This window comes from Microcoleus sp. SVA1B4, assembly GCF_036700545.1.
Lineage (GTDB): Bacteria > Cyanobacteriota > Cyanobacteriia > Cyanobacteriales > Microcoleaceae > Microcoleus.
On record NZ_JAUBPB010000020.1, the window covers coordinates 79,928 to 95,712 of the forward strand.

At 47.5% G+C, this 15,785-nt stretch carries 18 protein-coding genes; 9 read left to right on the forward strand and 9 right to left on the reverse strand.

Annotation, left to right across the window (positions count from 1 at the left end; all coding sequences use genetic code 11):
* The first annotated feature begins 67 nt into the window (after positions 1–67).
* Both QT987_RS12170 and QT987_RS12175 read left to right on the forward strand, forming a co-directional pair.
* Positions 68–964: a metal ABC transporter permease gene (locus tag QT987_RS12170; RefSeq protein WP_333240126.1), complete on the forward strand. Its 897-nt coding sequence runs from the start codon at positions 68–70 to the stop codon at positions 962–964.
* Positions 965–1,212: 248 nt separating this feature from the next.
* Positions 1,213–1,671: a peroxiredoxin gene (locus tag QT987_RS12175; RefSeq protein ID WP_333240128.1), complete on the forward strand. Its 459-nt coding sequence runs from the start codon at positions 1,213–1,215 to the stop codon at positions 1,669–1,671.
* A gap of 314 nt (positions 1,672–1,985) precedes the next feature.
* On the opposite strand, the gene QT987_RS12180 is transcribed toward QT987_RS12175, so the two are convergent.
* Together QT987_RS12180 and hpf are read right to left on the reverse strand one after the other, a co-directional pair.
* Positions 1,986–2,624, reverse strand: coding sequence for a Uma2 family endonuclease (locus QT987_RS12180; RefSeq protein ID WP_333240129.1), 639 nt, complete (start codon positions 2,622–2,624; stop codon positions 1,986–1,988).
* A 175-nt stretch (positions 2,625–2,799) separates the two neighbouring features.
* Positions 2,800–3,453 (reverse strand): ribosome hibernation-promoting factor, HPF/YfiA family, encoded by a 654-nt coding sequence (gene hpf / locus QT987_RS12185; protein WP_333162386.1) that lies wholly within the window; start codon positions 3,451–3,453, stop codon positions 2,800–2,802.
* A gap of 151 nt (positions 3,454–3,604) precedes the next feature.
* On the opposite strand from hpf, the gene lipB reads away from it, so the two are divergent.
* Positions 3,605–4,288 (forward strand): lipoyl(octanoyl) transferase LipB, encoded by a 684-nt coding sequence (gene lipB / locus QT987_RS12190; protein ID WP_333240131.1) that lies wholly within the window; start codon positions 3,605–3,607, stop codon positions 4,286–4,288.
* Between the two features lie 63 nt (positions 4,289–4,351).
* Here lipB and QT987_RS12195 read toward each other — a convergent pair whose 3' ends face one another.
* Positions 4,352–4,573: a helix-turn-helix domain-containing protein gene (locus tag QT987_RS12195; RefSeq protein WP_332984474.1), complete on the reverse strand. Its 222-nt coding sequence runs from the start codon at positions 4,571–4,573 to the stop codon at positions 4,352–4,354.
* A gap of 221 nt (positions 4,574–4,794) precedes the next feature.
* Here QT987_RS12195 and QT987_RS12200 point away from each other — a divergent pair, with 221 nt between their 5' ends.
* Both QT987_RS12200 and QT987_RS12205 read left to right on the forward strand, forming a co-directional pair.
* Complete coding sequence (locus tag QT987_RS12200; protein ID WP_333240133.1) at positions 4,795–5,028, forward strand: hypothetical protein; 234 nt, start codon at positions 4,795–4,797, stop codon at positions 5,026–5,028.
* 492 nt (positions 5,029–5,520) lie between these two features.
* Positions 5,521–5,865: a hypothetical protein gene (locus QT987_RS12205; protein WP_333240135.1), complete on the forward strand. Its 345-nt coding sequence runs from the start codon at positions 5,521–5,523 to the stop codon at positions 5,863–5,865.
* Between the two features lie 154 nt (positions 5,866–6,019).
* Here the strand turns inward: QT987_RS12205 and QT987_RS12210 are convergent, their stop codons facing one another.
* The gene (locus QT987_RS12210; protein WP_333240137.1) at positions 6,020–6,577 is read right to left on the reverse strand and encodes a single-stranded DNA-binding protein; all 558 of its coding nucleotides are present in this window, start codon (positions 6,575–6,577) and stop codon (positions 6,020–6,022) included.
* Positions 6,578–6,605: 28 nt separating this feature from the next.
* Between QT987_RS12210 and QT987_RS12215 the strand changes: the two genes are divergently transcribed.
* Positions 6,606–6,791: a hypothetical protein gene (locus tag QT987_RS12215; RefSeq protein WP_333240139.1), complete on the forward strand. Its 186-nt coding sequence runs from the start codon at positions 6,606–6,608 to the stop codon at positions 6,789–6,791.
* 16 nt (positions 6,792–6,807) lie between these two features.
* Here QT987_RS12215 and QT987_RS12220 read toward each other — a convergent pair whose 3' ends face one another.
* Positions 6,808–9,351 carry a mannose-1-phosphate guanyltransferase gene (locus QT987_RS12220; protein WP_333240141.1) on the reverse strand — a complete coding sequence of 848 codons (2,544 nt, stop codon included), beginning with the start codon at positions 9,349–9,351 and terminating at the stop codon, positions 6,808–6,810.
* A gap of 570 nt (positions 9,352–9,921) precedes the next feature.
* On the opposite strand from QT987_RS12220, the gene QT987_RS12225 reads away from it, so the two are divergent.
* On the forward strand, positions 9,922–10,119 hold the full coding sequence (locus QT987_RS12225) for a hypothetical protein (protein WP_333030091.1): 198 nt from the start codon (positions 9,922–9,924) through the stop codon (positions 10,117–10,119).
* 7 nt (positions 10,120–10,126) lie between these two features.
* A complete protein-coding gene (locus QT987_RS12230) occupies positions 10,127–10,864 on the forward strand; it encodes a class I SAM-dependent methyltransferase (RefSeq protein ID WP_333053930.1) in 738 nt (245 codons plus the stop codon).
* Positions 10,865–11,111: 247 nt separating this feature from the next.
* Here QT987_RS12230 and QT987_RS12235 read toward each other — a convergent pair whose 3' ends face one another.
* Complete coding sequence (locus QT987_RS12235; protein WP_333240143.1) at positions 11,112–12,827, reverse strand: hypothetical protein; 1,716 nt, start codon at positions 12,825–12,827, stop codon at positions 11,112–11,114.
* Positions 12,828–13,439: 612 nt separating this feature from the next.
* A complete protein-coding gene (locus QT987_RS12240; protein WP_333053933.1) occupies positions 13,440–13,919 on the reverse strand; it encodes an NUDIX domain-containing protein in 480 nt (159 codons plus the stop codon).
* A 152-nt stretch (positions 13,920–14,071) separates the two neighbouring features.
* On the opposite strand from QT987_RS12240, the gene QT987_RS12245 reads away from it, so the two are divergent.
* The gene (locus QT987_RS12245) at positions 14,072–14,773 is read left to right on the forward strand and encodes an alpha/beta fold hydrolase (RefSeq protein WP_333240144.1); all 702 of its coding nucleotides are present in this window, start codon (positions 14,072–14,074) and stop codon (positions 14,771–14,773) included.
* Positions 14,774–15,034: 261 nt separating this feature from the next.
* On the opposite strand, the gene QT987_RS12250 is transcribed toward QT987_RS12245, so the two are convergent.
* Both QT987_RS12250 and QT987_RS12255 read right to left on the reverse strand, forming a co-directional pair.
* On the reverse strand, positions 15,035–15,295 hold the full coding sequence (locus QT987_RS12250; protein WP_242722229.1) for a hypothetical protein: 261 nt from the start codon (positions 15,293–15,295) through the stop codon (positions 15,035–15,037).
* A 16-nt stretch (positions 15,296–15,311) separates the two neighbouring features.
* A complete protein-coding gene (locus tag QT987_RS12255) occupies positions 15,312–15,638 on the reverse strand; it encodes a flavoredoxin (protein WP_333240146.1) in 327 nt (108 codons plus the stop codon).
* Between the last annotated feature and the right edge of the window lie 147 nt (positions 15,639–15,785).

The following is a 15,785-nucleotide window of genomic DNA, read 5'->3' on the forward strand; positions in this document are numbered from 1 at the left end:
ATCGATCTCCCCTTAAACCCGGTTGCTTTGATTGTTAGTCATTCGTTAACTGTGATTTGATAATTTTATGATACAAACCTTAATTGAGCCGTTGCAGTACGGATTCATGCAGCGATCGCTCATAATTGCCATTCTCGTCGGCATCGTCTGCGCGATCGTCGGCAGCTACCTAATGGTACAGCGGCTGGCCTTGCTCGGAGACGCCATCAGCCACTCGGTTTTGCCCGGATTGGCGATCGCATTTATCCTCGGAGCAAACATCTTTCTCGGCGCTTTCATTGCCGGAGTTTTGAGTACAGTAATCATAGCTTGGATCAAAGCTCGATCGACAATCAAAGAAGACGCCGCAATGGGCATCGTATTTTCAGCCTTCTTCGCCCTGGGCATCACCCTAATTACGATCGTCCAAAAAGACAACAAAATCGACCTCAACCACTTTCTTTTCGGCAACATCCTGGGCGTTACCGCCCAAGATGCGATCGACACAGCCGTCATAGTCGCCGTAGTCTTATTAGTTGTAGTAGTCTTTTACAAAGAACTGCTATTTTACACATTCGATCCATTAGGCGCACAAGCCACTGGTTTGCCAGTAAACCTGCTCAACTTCGGACTGATGGTACTCATCGCCCTCACAATAGTTGCCAGCCTCAAAGCCGTTGGCGTAGTGCTAGTTTTGTCCCTATTAATTACACCTGCAAGTACCGCCTATCTCCTAGTTACTCGCCTGCACCAAGTAATGATTTTAGGCGCAATAATCGGAGTTATTTCCAGCATTAGCGGAATGTATCTCAGCTACTTTTATAACTTACCCTCTGGCCCCGCAATAGTTTTAGTTGCATCGGGATTATTTGTGCTATCATTGCTGTTCAGTCCCACTCAAGGAATCCTCACCCAGCCCCGCACAAACTCCGGCCAACTTCCTCCAATCTGGCGGGAATTAAAAAATTTAACCAAAGGCAGATAACAAATAACTTTGTAGTAACTCACATCTTGCACAATTCTCGCTTAACAGCCAAGATGCCTGTTCCACAATAAAATTCACTCTTTGTGGAACAGGCATCTTGCCTGTTCATAAAAAGCTTATTGAGAATGGTGCAACATCTCAGATACTCCCGAATCGGGCGATCGCAACTGCGAACAATTGCTCAAAAAAACTGTACAATAACAAAAGTTAAAATTTCACGCAAACAGATCTACTAAGTTAAAAAAAACATGACCGTCAAAGTAGGAGACACCGCACCCGATTTTACCTTACCCTCTCAAACTGGCACATCAGTCAGCCTCAAAGATTTTAAAGGTAAAAAAAACGTCATAGTCTACTTTTACCCCAAAGACGACACACCCGGATGCACGACTCAAGCTTGCGCTTTTCGAGATAGCTACGAAGTCTTCAAAGACGCAGGCGCAGAAGTCATAGGAATTAGCGAAGATTCGCAACAATCGCACCAGCAATTTTCTGCCAAATATCAGCTACCCTTTACACTGCTGAGCGATACTGGCAACAAAGTTCGGCAATTATACGGAGTTCCAGCTACACTGTGGATTATGCCCGGTAGAGTAACTTATGTCATTGACAAAGAAGGCATTGTCAAGCATATTTTTGACTCCATGTTAGACTTCAAAGCACACGTTGCAGAAGCACTCAAAACTTTGGAAACCATCAAAAGTTAGGTGGATTTGCTTAAATATATTGTTGGTAGTGAGGACGAAAGTCATCAGGGCTGTTTCTGGGCAACCACGGGGGGATTGCTACGGAAAACCAGGATTTTGTAGGGGCGGTGCGACCCCTACTCCCCGTGCCCGCCCCCAGCCACAGATGATTTCAGGGGAATTTCAGGCATCGGGGCAACCACGGGGGGTTTGCCCCTACAAGAAAATGAAACCGCCCTGCAAAAGTCCTCATCCCTCATTGTCTAAAAAAACAAGAAAAAACTAAATTCGTGACTGCGAACTAACAGTTTGTAGTGAGGAAGAAAGTTCTGAGACTAGAGATTTTCCCGTACCCAATTTTTAAAAGCTTGAATAGCGTGGGTTCTGCCAGCAACTTGACTCTGCTGAGTGTACTGATTCACCAGTTCGACAATAGGGATATTAGGGAAAGTGGGACTAACATCAGACTCAATATATTGTTCGGCTTGCAAAACGTTGATTTGTAGCCCTCGCCGTGCGTATCGCCAAAGTTCCGGCACTCCTAGAATTTGATAATTATCCAACTGCGTGCGAGAGGTGAGATCAATTTCTATAGCTAAGTCTGGGGGCGGATCAACACTCATATCGAGGCGATTTTTACCTATAACGGCTGCTTGATTTTGAATGTAAAAACAGCTATCCGGTTCGACAGCCTGACTCATGCGTTCATTTTTCAAGGTTGTCGAACCTAATGACTCAAATGCTATTTGTCGTGTTTCCAACAAAATTTTTACCATGTCGCCAATAATTTCTTTGGCTTTTTCATGTTCGGGCAGAGGAACCATAATTTCTAACCGTCCGTTACTATAGGAAAGTCGGGAAGCACGACGTTCTCCTAATTCCGCCAAAATACTTTCAAATTGTTGCCAGTTAACATCCTCAACCAGTAATTGCTGACCCGGTTGAATCTTTAATTGTCTTAACTCCAATAACATAATTGTTCATCCATTTTCTCTAGGAAATATCAGCAACGTCCTGACTACGAATCATTATCTTAAAAAACTAAGAAAGGACTAAAGTTCTTACTAAAAACTCGTGGTTCGTAGTAAGGACTTTAGTCCTTTTTTGCTAACGACTTGCAGCCATTAACAATTAGCACTTAGCAATTATCTAGCTTTTTGCAACACTCGATTTTTCAGATGTAGCGCTTTCGGCAGTTTTGCCATTTTTGCTATTACCGTTACCGTTGCTGTGCCGGGGTTGGATAACTCCATAGCCACCGTGAGTCTTGCGTTCGTAGAGTACGTTAATTTCGTCTGTTTCCGCATTACGGAACATATAGAAATCGTGATCGATAATCTGCAATTGTTCCAAAGCTTGTTGCACAGTCATTGGAGGCATAGCAAAATACTTAGTCCGTACCACCTCAGCAGGAAGTTCGGGAGTTCGATCGCCAATCAGATCCGCTACTACAGGATGTTCTTCAACTACCGTAACCGTTTTGGCACTACTCTGGATTTTGTTGTCGTGACGTTTTTCCTTGAATTTCCGCAGTTGACGAGCTATCTTGTCGGCAACCAAATCTATGCTGGCATACAGGCTTTCCGTGCTTTCTTCAGCCCGAATAACGCTGCCGTTAGCATAAATTGTCACCTCAGCAGTCTGCTTAGGATTGATCCTGGGGTTACGAGCCACCGATAGATGTATGTCCACTTCTGTCGTCAAAGTTTGAAAATGGCTAACTGCCTTTTCCACCTTTTGATTGACGTACTCGCGAATCGCATCGGTGATTTCTATATTTTTACCCTGGATAACAAGCTTCATAGAGCTCCCTCCCTTCTGTAACTTCGGTATATTTTATACAGTAGCACTATGTATTCTCGAAAACACTTATCTTCCAAATCTTTTATTATATGTTGACAATTCTTGATTTAAGCTGGGCCAATATTCCGTAAAAATACTATTGATTTTTTGCATGGTTTCTCCTCTAATCCATCAACCACTAAATGCACAACCCTGCTTGCTCCTCGATTGGGGACAAGTTCCCTACTCCCAAGCTTGGGAAATCCAGCAAAAACTCGTGCAAGAACGCCGCGACAAGCCTGATTTGCCAGATGTCCTGATTTTGCTGGAACATCCGCCGGTTTACACTTTGGGACTGGGAGCAAAGCTGGAATTTCTGAAATTTGACCCAAGCCAAACTGGGGCGGAACTTCACCGAGTTGAGCGGGGCGGCGAGGTGACTTACCACTGTCCGGGTCAATTGGTGGGCTATCCGATTTTAAATTTGCGCCGTCACCAGCCTGATTTGCACTGGTATTTGCGGCAGTTGGAGGAAGTGCTGCTGGGGGTGCTGGAAGTTTTGGGGTTGAAGGGTTCGCGGGTTCCCGGTATGACTGGGGTTTGGGTGGATGGGTGCAAGCTAGGTGCGATCGGCATTAAAGTCAGCCGCTGGATTACGATGCACGGTTTTGCTTTAAATGTTTGTCCCGATCTCGCAGGCTTTGGGCAAATTGTACCTTGCGGAATTCCCGATCGACCTGTTGGCAGTTTAGAGCAGTTTATCCCCGGAATTGAGGTTGATCGAGTGCGATCGATCCTTGTCGCTGAGTTTGCTCGCGTTTTTGCAGTGGAAATTGTGCGATTCCCTACGGGATAGCTTCGCTTCACGAATGTGTAGGGGGCGTCGCTGTCCACCTTACTCCTAACCGCAGTCGGTTTGTTAAGTGCGATCGGAATTTTCCTCCTCATACACCATTAAATCTCCCGGTTGGCAGTTTAGTGCTTTGCACAAAGCATCAAGAGTTGTTTCATCAATTCTTGTTAGCCGGCGGCGGGTTTTGATTTTAGAAACAGATGTTGGGTGCATCCCAACTCTAGCCGCCAATTCTTTATTGCTGATATTGCGATCGGCCATTACAACTGCCAATTTCCAACGGATCACTGCGGGTGCTCAACTACTAGCCAGGACTTTGCAAGGTGATGTTAGCATCCTGCAACCTTCACTAACACGTGTGTTGCCGTATCGGCAATATTTTTTGTCGTATCGCTTGACTTGCAGCAGCGAATGAACTATGCTGAGGATGTACAAACGGAAAAGCGATCGCCCCTTGGCCTCGAAAACTCAAGGGCGATCGCTCTCCGACTATTGTCTAGTTAAAACTTATGATATCACAGCCAAAGTCAGTTCCCGAACTCCTGCGCGAAGAAATTCCCGACGCACCCATCGGAAAGCAACCGATCCGATTGTTGATTTGCGGGATTCCCAAAGGAGTGGAAAGCATCATCAATTTACTTCACGTCTTGGGTTTTGCAGAAGTTGGGGAATGGAGTCCGCCTTTACCGTCGCCGATCGCAGGTGAAGTAATGCGGATTTTGACCCGTTACTGGAAAGAATAATTTTTCAGGGCGATCGCCTTTTCTTGAGTGAAGTGCGATCGCTCTTAAATTATCAAAAACATCAGGCTTAATTCTCTACCCAATCACTTAAAAACTCAACAGTAAGGATGCTAAATATCGAATCGAATTAACGCGGCGGTGTTTGCGAGACTTGGGGGTATTCTAGAGATAATTTTAACAGTCTGTACTTAGGAGCGCGAATTAATTAAATAACTTACAATTTTAATTGTTATTGTGGGATGGGCGTCCCGCCCGTCCTTTTTGGACGGGCGGGACGCCCATCCCACTTTCAAGAGTGGAAGTTATTTAATTCTCATTCCTTACTGATTCAAGAATTGAGATAATTGGTGGTATAATTCGCCATCGCGGGCTTCTCTAACCTTAGAGAGAAGCAAGACCGATGCAGAAATACGTCCTAAGAGTTTTGCAATCGCCCCTAGCATCAGGTAAGCTTCTTGTTAATTATTGCGCTCAGTTCAGGAGAAAAAATTTATGGCAGATATGTCCGGTCAAGACCCCTCGGAAATTAAAATGGCGACGGTTGATGAAGAAGAAAAAGGCGCAACGTTTAGCGGTACGGTCATCCTTGCTATCGATGCCGAGGCTGGGGAAGTCGTTTTCTTCAGAGACTTTTTGATTGAAGATTATAAAGGCGAACTTACCGCTTATCTGGCAACAGATGGCAATATAACGAAAAGTATTGATTTAGGCGAACTTAAGCATAAAAGCGGCAGCTTTAAGCTGCCAATTCCGCTGGGGACGGATACATCACCCTACAATACCGTCGTGCTGCGCGACGAAAAAAGCAAGAAAAAAGTTGTGACGATCGAGCTGTAAAATTTGCAATTTAGCTCGTAGTTCAGCCAAATTGGATCGCCCATTTTTTCCTGAAGTACGCGCGAGCGAAGCTATCCCGTAGGGAATCGCTCTTCAATTAAGGTGCGTCACTTTCGCTCGAACAGTCCAGTTGTAAAGTGATGCACCCTAATTTTTAAAATGGAATCGGATCGTAATCGGGATTTTCCGGTTCGTTAGACGAACCCGACTGGCGATCGGACTCAGAATTAGACGACTGATGGGAGTTCCAATCCGAACTAGACGTGCGATTAGGGCCGCTTGGAGCGCTATTAGAACTGCGCTTGTGCGAGCCTAAAGGTACTACATTGCTTGGCACATTAGCCGGGGCGGTGTCGCGAATTTGAGCCGGTTCCGGGGCGGTTCTAGCTGGGGGAGCCGAACTCATGGCATCGGCGCCTACACTGTAAATCCTTTGAGCTGTCAGTTCAGCGCGCTTTTCTTTAATACCATCTCTTTCGATCGTATTCATGCTCAGCCGCCCCTCAATAATCACGCGATCGCCCTCGTGATATTTTTCGTGAATTTCTTGAGCAAAATTTCCCCATCCTATCACTTTCAAATGTTCGGGGGGATCTTCTGGTTTTGGGCCAGGAAACTGCACCAACATCTCAGCGATTTGAAGTTGATTGTCAGGAGTATAACGGAGTTGCGGTTGTTGAATTATTTCCGCCATCAAAATGCAGCTATTCATCTGTTCTCTGTGCGTAATTGGGAATTGGATGTTGAAGAAGGCAGAAGGAAGAAGGAAGACGGAAGACGGAAGACGGAAGACGGAAGACGGAAGACGGAAGAAGGAAGAAGGAAGAAATAGCTATCCGTGTACCGATGACTTGTGGGTCTTGCTTTGGGGAATTGCCAATTGCCAATTGGTAATTACTGATTTTTCTGCGCCCGATCGCTATTAGTTGTCACCATGACGGATTACACGTTACCAAATTTATCTTGGAGAACCGCCGCCTCGGCTTGAGTGACAAAATCGTGAACGAGGGCACGGTACTCCTTCAACGTTTCAGATACCCAATCTCGATCCTCACTGTTGGCGAAGATATGAACGGTCGGTTCACTAGCATCGGGTAAAACTAATACCCAATTGTCGTCGCTGTAGTTAAAAATCTTCACTCCATCTAATAATTCTAAACGATCGGGCGAATGAGTTTCTACTAAATGTCGCATCAGCGAACCCTTGATAGTCCAAGGACAGCGGACGCTGTAACTGCGGTGGGTGATGCGGGGAAGTTCCGCCTTGATCTGTCCGAGCGATCGCTCCTGAATCGTCATCATTTCTATCACTTTAGCAATGCAGAACATTCCGTCAAATCCGGGATGCAACTGCGGGAAAATAAAACCCATAAGGCCGCTGCCGCCCAAAACCACATTCGGGTTCCTGTTAGCGGCTTCCATCAAAGCAGTTGGGTTCGCCTTCGTGCGGATTACCTTGCTTTGATAGCGTCGGGCGATCGCCTCCACCGCAGAAGACGCATGAACCGGCACTACTACTGTACCTTTGGGATGAGAAGTCAGCATCAAATTTACCATCAACGCCGTCAGCATTTCCCCACGAATCGCTATCCCAGACTCATCTACCAAAATGAGCTGTTCGCCGTTAGCCGATACCTGCACTCCAAAATTAGCGCTGAGTGCTTTCACCACCCGGCCGAGTTGGTCGAGCAAATATTCCCGTTCCCCGTTGCTTAGAGAAGTCTGTTTGAGACTGGCATTGAGAACCACCGCATCGCAGCCGAACTTGGCAAGCATTTGGGGCAGAATTGCTCCAGAAACCGCGTAAACGTAATCGATTACCACCTTAGAATTGCTGTAGCGTATTGCCTCAACATTCATCTGCCGCTCAAAAATGCGGTTGTAAACATCGAGAGCTTGGTTAAAGTACGTCATCTCTCCAATTTCGGGAATTAGAGCTCGCCGCAAATCTTCCTTAAAATAAGCCCCCTCGATTTTTTTCTCAGCTCCTTTTGTAATATTGATGCCTTTGATATCGAAGAATTCAATTAAAATGTGGTCGGAGCGATCGGGCGAAATGCGAACATGAATGCCACCAGCAATTGATATCGTAGACGAAACCGTGCGCGCGATCGGAATTGCCGTCGATTCCAAATTGATCACATTAATTCCCACCGACATCAAACCCGCAATCAAAGACCTCGAAACCATCCGCGAAATGCTCCGCTGGTCACGAGAAACCGATACCGCAGTCCCCGGTTTCAAAGTCGAGCCATAAGCCGCGCCCAATTTCACTGCAAATTCCGGGGTAACATCCACATTTGCCAGTCCTTGAACGCCACGCTGACCGAACAAATTCCGCTTAGCTTGTTCTCCCCAAATTAAATTTTGATTTAACAGAGCGCCGGATTCAATATTTTTGCTCGGCCAGACGCGCACGCTCGGCCCCACTTGTGCTTCTTCTCCCACGATGGACATTGAACCGACGACAGCACCTTCGAGGACGTGAGCGCGCCTGTCTACGCGGGTACTCCGGCAAATCACGCAGGCCCTAAGATGAGCGTCTTCACCGACAATTGCTCCGTTCCAGACGATGGGACGTTTGAGATTAGCGTCGGCCCCCACAGTCACGTTATCTCCGATCACAGTACCTGCATCGATTTTAACTCGGGCTCCAATTCGGCAATTGTTGCCGATCATGGCCGGTACTTCGACGATCGCGCTATCGTCAATAAAAGTATTCTGACCTACCCAAAGTCCCGATCGAACTTCGTTGTAGTAGCTCAAATCCAGTTTGACCTTGGCCCGCAGCGCGTCGTACTGAGATTCCCGGTAAACATCTAGCTGGCCGACATCGCACCAGTAACCCTCGGCGATGTAGCCGTACATCGGCTCGTTTTTTTCCAGTAGCAGGGGAAACAAGTCTTTCGAGAAGTCGCACTCCTGATTTACCGGCAGGTAATCCAAGACTTCGGGTTCTAAAATATAAATGCCGGTATTGATAGTATCGGAGAAAATTTCGCTGCTAGAAGGCTTTTCCAGAAAGCGACTGATGCGGTAATTTTCCTCGGTAATCACGACCCCGAATTCCATCGGGTTGGGAACGCGAGTTAAAATTAACGTGGCTTTGGATTGCTGGCTACGGTGAAATTTGATTGCTGCGGTTAAGTCGAAGTCTGTGATGCTGTCGCCGCTGATGACCAAAAAAGTGCGATCGAGCAGTTCAGCAATATTTTTGACGCAACCAGCCGTACCCAGCGGTTGGTCTTCCTCCACAGCGTAAGTCATTTGAACGCCAAACTCTGCCCCGTCAGTAAAATATTCGCGCATGACATCGGGAAGGTAGTGCAGCGTCGCAATAATTTCCGTAATCTGATGCCTTTTTAGCAAATTAATAATGTGTTCTGCGATCGGGCGATTGAGAATCGGCACCATCGGTTTGGGCAAATCGCACGTCAGGGGTCTGAGCCTCGTTCCCGATCCCCCAGCCATCAGCACTGCACGCATAAAATCCTCCTTGCTTAAAAAGCTCTCTACCGCTATTGTCCGCTAGAAAAAGTTTGCCTGCTGTAATTCGTCGGCCGCGAGCTATCAGTTCTTAGTTAATTATCTTCGAGTAGTGACACGTCTGGTAAATCCCGTTCGGCCAGGCCGTCCCCCAACAGCAACCGATTTCAACCGAATTAGAACTTGCGGCATCGCACCACTCCCCCGGTCGAACTCGGATTTGTAGGGGATCTTGGGTGATACCAGTTAAAAAAAAGAATGCAACTGTAGGCCCGTACTCGAAACCCTTATCTCATCAGTCATTCCCAATTCTTTAATTCTTCACTTATTCAATCTTATAAGTCCTCAGAACGATCGACTTTTACCAGAAGTCCCTTCTTGCTTGCTCGGTGAAAGCTATTTCGGGGGTGTTATTTTTAAGTTTGTGGCCAGCGGGGATTTTGCAGTCTCTTTCGGAAGGTGGAATTACTACAGCTATCGGTGTGCCTTGGCGTCTGATAAATGATAGATTAAGGGTAGCGCTTTGACTAGCTGACCCAAAATCCTATCCATTGCTTAGGGGTTTTTTAAATGAGTACGTTAATTAGCTTGGCATTGCTGATCGCTTACGGTGGCGGTATTTGGAAATTTTGGAATGGTTTCGATCGCACTAACTTCGATCGAAGTTTTGCAAATCGCCTGAAGCTCTCCCTGCTCTGGCCCGCGTTAATTTTTAATAAGCCTTACCGCCAAAACTTTACAAAAGCTCTCAAAGCTTCTAAAAGGTAATTCAAGAATGTCTAAAAAGTCCGAACGCCCAGCAAGTACAAGCGAGCAAACTTGGTTTGCCAAAGGCAAATCAGATAGCTGGCAAGTTTTACTATCGCAGGTTGCTGCCCGGTTCGATCGCGAATACCGAGGAGAAGCTTTCGCCTTACCCGAAGAAGTCGAAGCAATGCCGATTTTCCTAGAATCAGTCGCAGGAACTCTCCAAGCAAAAACAGTTTCTCCCTTCTGGAAAATTGCCAAACCTCAAAAAAATCAGCGCTGTTTAGACATAGGCTGCGGAGTCAGCTTTCTCATCTACCCTTGGCGGGATTGGGAAGCCTATTTTTACGGTCAAGAAATCAGCAGCGCCGCGCGAGACGCCTTAAACGCTCGCGGCCCTCAGCTCAATTCTAAGCTGTTCAAAGGCGTAGAATGGGCTCCCGCTCACCAGTTAAATTACGAGGAGGCTCAGTTCGATTTATGCCTCGCTACAGGCTTTAGCTGTTACTATCCCATAGACTATTGGAATATTGTCATGGGAGAAGTAAAGCGGGTACTAAAACCGGGCGGTCATTTTGTTTTTGATGTCCTCAACCCCAATGCTCCTTTAGCAGAAGATTGGGCAATTTTGGAAACTTATCGAGCCGGCGAAGTATTTTTAGAGACAATAGAAGATTGGGAAAAAATGATTAAAGCTGCAGGCGCTAAGGTAGTAAAAAAGCAAAGCGGCGACTTATTTCAAATGTATAAAGTTCAATACAATTGAGAGGTTAAGGGAAATAGATAATTAGCTTTGTAGTCCAAACTTCAATCGTCCCAAGCCTGGTCAGGCGGACGAAAAACAACTTCGTTCTTAGTTGATAAAGTAGGGTGCGTCAGCAAGTAGAAATTCGTTTGAGAAGCTACAAATATTCAAGCTGACGCACCCTACTAACTACTAACTACTATTGTTTATAATTGCTTATAAACTCAACGAAGTTTTACAATACCGATTGCCAATTAGCGATGCCCAATTAATTTTCGGTAGCCGCAGGAGATGGCGCTGCTTCCGGCGATGGTGACGGCGACACTTCGGCAGCAGGAGATGGCGCTGCTTCCGGCGATGGTGACGGCGACACATCCGGGGCAGGAGATGGTGCAGCTTCGGGCTGCGGAGACTCTTCGGCGGCAGGAGATGGTGCAGCTTCCGGCTGCGGAGACTCTTCGGCGGCAGGAGATGGTGCGGCTTCCGGCGATGGTGACGGCGACTCTTCGGCAGCAGGAGATGGTGCAGCTTCGGGCTGCGGGGACTCTTCGGCGGGTTCCGGTTGAGGAGAAGGCGACTGTTCCGCGGCTGGTTTCGGTTCAGGCGATGGCGACGGTTGAGCCCCTGGCTTGGGTGCAGGCGGCGACGGTTGGGCCCCTGGCTGCGGTTTGTTTGAGGGGGCCGGCGGCTTCTCAAACTGCGGTTGCACTTCAGTAGGCGCTGGGGAGGGCGGCTGGCCTGTTGGTCTGCTGGGCGCTGTGGGGGCGGGCGCTGGCGGCTGCTGGCCTGGTGGGTTGGGCCTGGTTGGGGTGACAGGAATGCCACTACAAACTTTTTCGTCGTACTTAAACTCGACATCCAGTTGGTAAAGCTTGTGCGTGCTGGCTGCTGAAAATGTTAGAGAAGGACTAATAATCGCAATTTTAGCGGCATTATCGAGAATACCGTAACCCGTGGGGACGATCGGCTGTGGCTCGGCCTTGAGCAAGCCTTGAGGGCTGACAACTGCTCCAAAAACTGCTCTTCCTTGGAGTTTTTGTGAGCAAGCTGTTACGGGATAAGGCACAGGCACAGGAGTCGGGCCTGTCATTTCCAAGTCAGGATAAGCCTTTTTGAATTTCTCAAACAAAGCAACATAGGTCTCTCCAGCCGCCAGCAGTGTCTCTCTGTCGGTGGGTAAGTTTGAACCCGGTTGACCGGACTGAGTTTCTGCGATGAGAGTCCTTTTATTGGGATCTTTTTGAGTCAATTTTGGTACTCCATCGGGTCCCACATTCCTGCCAATTGGGAATTCCGGGGTAAAGACTGGAGCTCCGTCTGGAAATAGTGGCAGTCCGCCTCTACTGGCTATAATCCTTTTGAGCGCTTCTGCTTCATCTTCCGAGCCGCCGCCGGGAATCTGGGGCGCTTCATTCAGCGATGGTGGTGGCGGGATATTGCGATCGAAATTACCAGGTAAAGGTGGGAAAAGGAAACCGCTGGGAGGTACGGGTGGGACGAAAGTGGGTATTGGCTGGGAGGGGGCTCTGACTATTGGGGATGGAGTTGTGGGAGGTGGCGGGGCTGTTGGGGCCGTGAAGGGCGGGAGAGGGGAAGGAGGGAGAGGGGAAAAGAATCCAGGAGGGGGCATTCCCGGTGGCATGGCGGGCAAGTTGATGGTATCAGGTGCGGGGGGCAAGGGTGGGGCTAACTTTGGCGCTGGTGGAAGGGGAACTGGTGCGATCGTAAATGGCGTAAATCGCGTATTAGACGGTTTCGGTGGTATGGTTTGTGGCAGGCGGCTGACTTCTGCGGGAGTTAGTTCTACTAAGCCGACAGAACCGGGGATATTTTTTGAGGAATTTCCACCATAAAGTATGTTTGAGAGCGTCGGGGCGGTTGCTCCGAGGACTCCGTGCAGGCCCACAGAAGCTAGGGCTGCCCACCAAAAAGGCTGGCGCAGCGGTTCCGAAAGGGTGTTGGCTAGGGAGGAAGAGTCAGTCATTTAAATTTTAGATTTTAGATTTTAGATTTTAGATTGGGGGATTGGGGGATGGTTAGATTTTAGATTGGGGGATTGGGGGATGGTTAGATTTTAGATTTTAGATTGGGGATTGGGGGATGGTTAGATTTTAGATTTTAGATTGGGGGATTGCGAGATTGAGTGATTGGGGATTGGTAATTTATATTGTTGTGGTTGTGATTGAGTGTAAATTCGTTTTAATGAGGAGAGGTTGGGAATTCAAAGGTATAATTTTAGCACGATCGCCCTCGAAGTTGCCCGATCAACCTTGATGAAAATTCATGGGCCCGAAACTGAACCAAATTTATTAAACACGATCGACAAGTTCGATCGATCGGCGTTTCCAATTCGGTTACGCCATCAAAAAACTGATCGAGTGGCTGTCAGCCCAGCCCGCAGTCCCTCGGTAGCCCCGCCCCAAAATGACTACAAGCCCGCGACAGTAGCGTCAGGGTCGATTCTAAAAATTGTAGATTAAAGTTCCTGCTCCCTGATTCACTGCGCTGCAAGTAAATCTAAAATCGTAAGGGCGATCGCACTCACGCCGAAGTCTCAAATCAAAAATCCAAAATCCAAAATCCAAAATCGATGGATTCACCAGCGATAGCGGTAATTTTTAAAAGGAGCTCCCTCGATGGTGAGCAAGTCGATGGGATAAATTGGAGCGCCGCTTGCCATATATTGAAACATTTCCCGCACTTCCTCTCCCCGTAGAGACAACTGGTCTAATTCCTTGAGAGAATACCAGCCCGCGCACAAAGTATGCTCATCCGGCTTACTCTTGGGCGGCGTCTTATCTTGTGGACGAGCCACAAAAATGACTCGGAGGCGCACATTGCCCCTAGGCATCACTGTGTGCTCTACCCGGAGAATTCCCTCAACGATGATGGAAATGCCCGCTTCCTCAAAGGTATTACGCATAGCAGCTTCGAGCAAAGTCTCCCCTTTTTCCACTCGCCCTGCGGGGAGATACCACTGCTGCTCGTACTTGCGCTCTTGTACCAGTAGAAAACGGTCTTCTAAGTGAACGACAACTAGGGTAAAATACCATGTTTGAATCGGCTCGCGAGCCATAGAAGTAGATATTCCCTAAGCAAAAGGTTTAACGAGCGGCAGATGTTAACAATCCAAAGGATGCTTTGGCAAGCGTCTTTGAACTTGAAAAACAGATCGTAGCACTCCGGCCGCAAAATCTAAAATCTAAAATCTAAAATCTAAAATTGACAATGCCATTACCAACCGTGATTTTACCAGGATATTTTGCTGCTGCTTCCGACTATCGCGAATTAGAAAAATCTCTGGTCGATCGAGGTTTCCCAACAGTAACAGTGCCTCTGGGCAAGGGAGATTGGTTGCCGACTTTTGGCGGGCGGTCGATGGTGCCAATTTTGCGACAGCTCGATCGTACTGTCAAACAAATGTTACAGCAATACGGCGTTCCCCAGATCAATCTCGTTGGTCATTCCGCCGGCGGCTGGATTTCTCGCATCTATTTGGGCGAAAAGCCTTACACGATTCACGGGGATGTGCTTGAGGACGCGGGTTTGTGGGAAGCTCACCCTTATGTGAATACTTTAATCACTTTAGGCACGCCGCACGTCTCTCAAGAGCGCTGGACGCGCAAAAATCTAGATTTTGTCAAAATTCACTATCCGGGGGCTTTTCACCCGCAGGTGCGCTACGTGTGCGCTGCTGGGAAGGCTGTTTTTGGCAAGCGCGGTTTAGGGACTTGGCTGGCTTACAAAAGTTATGAGTTGACTGTGGGGAAGGGCGAAACTTGGGGAGATGGAATTACGCCGGTGGAAGCTGCTGTTTTGGACGGGGCCGAAAATTTGGTGTTGGAGGGGGTTTGGCATTCGCCTCGTTCTCCGGGGAAGTGGTACGGTTCGCCGGAGGTTTTGCCGGCCTGGATTGGGTATTTGTGTTAGAAATGAACCGCGAAGACGTGAAGGACGCGAAGGAAGAAGAAGAAGTTTAAGGGAACGTACCAAAACCCCCCTCACCATCATCCATGAAGGGAAACCATTAGTGATTATCTATCCTGCCACTACCCAAACCCCACGCCCCCTGTTTGGCACAATGAAAGGAAGCGGTGAAATATTAGGAGATTTAATTGCTCCTGTCGCCTAACTGTGGGAAGTTTTGGAATGAAACTTTTACTTGATACCCGCATTTAGCCAGCGATCGCACTAGACTGTTGCTTGAACAAGCATATCCTCTACTTGCCTAATTTGCTTCCAATCAATTACTGCAACCCAAAGACTTTCCTCTTCTGAATATTGCACTACGCCATCGACTTCTAACTCTTCGTCATACAATGCTAAAAATTTGCCATCTTCCAACTTAATATTTTGGCGACTCAAATCTTCAATCGTACCAACGCAATTTAGGCGGAGGCGACCTTGTTCATCCGCATTATGAAAGTCTGCAAAGATTCTGGGATATTTCATATTTTTGCTCAACTCACTATGATTGTTGTGATGGATTAGGAATCGTTGGTGTCAGCAGCAGACTTGCTTTTTCTGGTGTTAAGCCAGTTAATGTTGCATGATTTGGGCTTCGACCAGAAGTACGGATGACATCTCCATCGGACGATCGAACATCACTTACTGTCGTCACACCAACTTGTCCATGAGGGATTGTCACTGCTAACTCTGCTACAGATAATCCTACTGCACATTCTACAGAAATTCCCGTGATGCCGCTGGGGTGAGTTGCCGTACTGCGTTTAATATCTTCTGGGCGATTGCGACCGCCACGAATTACTAAGGCCTCGTTTGGAATTCTTTCCACAAGTGTAGGCTGTTTGATTTAAGTACGCGCTATACTTTAGCAGAAATCTTTGTCCCTAGGGCGATCGATCTGGGAGCATCCCGGTTTTGTAAATGGTTAAAAGTATGATAAGAGCCAAAATTTTTCGCCCTCCGCTATATGATAGAA

Coding starts and splice junctions, on each gene's coding strand:
- QT987_RS12170 (WP_333240126.1), top strand. CDS start 68: ATGATACAAACCTTAATTGAGCCGTTGCAGTACGGATTCATGCAGCGA.
- QT987_RS12175 (WP_333240128.1), top strand. CDS start 1,213: ATGACCGTCAAAGTAGGAGACACCGCACCCGATTTTACCTTACCCTCT.
- QT987_RS12180 (WP_333240129.1), bottom strand. CDS start 2,624: ATGTTATTGGAGTTAAGACAATTAAAGATTCAACCGGGTCAGCAATTA.
- hpf (WP_333162386.1), bottom strand. CDS start 3,453: ATGAAGCTTGTTATCCAGGGTAAAAATATAGAAATCACCGATGCGATT.
- lipB (WP_333240131.1), top strand. CDS start 3,605: ATGGTTTCTCCTCTAATCCATCAACCACTAAATGCACAACCCTGCTTG.
- QT987_RS12200 (WP_333240133.1), top strand. CDS start 4,795: ATGATATCACAGCCAAAGTCAGTTCCCGAACTCCTGCGCGAAGAAATT.
- QT987_RS12205 (WP_333240135.1), top strand. CDS start 5,521: ATGGCAGATATGTCCGGTCAAGACCCCTCGGAAATTAAAATGGCGACG.
- QT987_RS12210 (WP_333240137.1), bottom strand. CDS start 6,577: ATGAATAGCTGCATTTTGATGGCGGAAATAATTCAACAACCGCAACTC.
- QT987_RS12215 (WP_333240139.1), top strand. CDS start 6,606: ATGTTGAAGAAGGCAGAAGGAAGAAGGAAGACGGAAGACGGAAGACGG.
- QT987_RS12220 (WP_333240141.1), bottom strand. CDS start 9,351: ATGCGTGCAGTGCTGATGGCTGGGGGATCGGGAACGAGGCTCAGACCC.
- QT987_RS12225 (WP_333030091.1), top strand. CDS start 9,922: ATGAGTACGTTAATTAGCTTGGCATTGCTGATCGCTTACGGTGGCGGT.
- QT987_RS12230 (WP_333053930.1), top strand. CDS start 10,127: ATGTCTAAAAAGTCCGAACGCCCAGCAAGTACAAGCGAGCAAACTTGG.
- QT987_RS12235 (WP_333240143.1), bottom strand. CDS start 12,827: ATGACTGACTCTTCCTCCCTAGCCAACACCCTTTCGGAACCGCTGCGC.
- QT987_RS12240 (WP_333053933.1), bottom strand. CDS start 13,919: ATGGCTCGCGAGCCGATTCAAACATGGTATTTTACCCTAGTTGTCGTT.
- QT987_RS12245 (WP_333240144.1), top strand. CDS start 14,072: ATGCCATTACCAACCGTGATTTTACCAGGATATTTTGCTGCTGCTTCC.
- QT987_RS12250 (WP_242722229.1), bottom strand. CDS start 15,295: ATGAAATATCCCAGAATCTTTGCAGACTTTCATAATGCGGATGAACAA.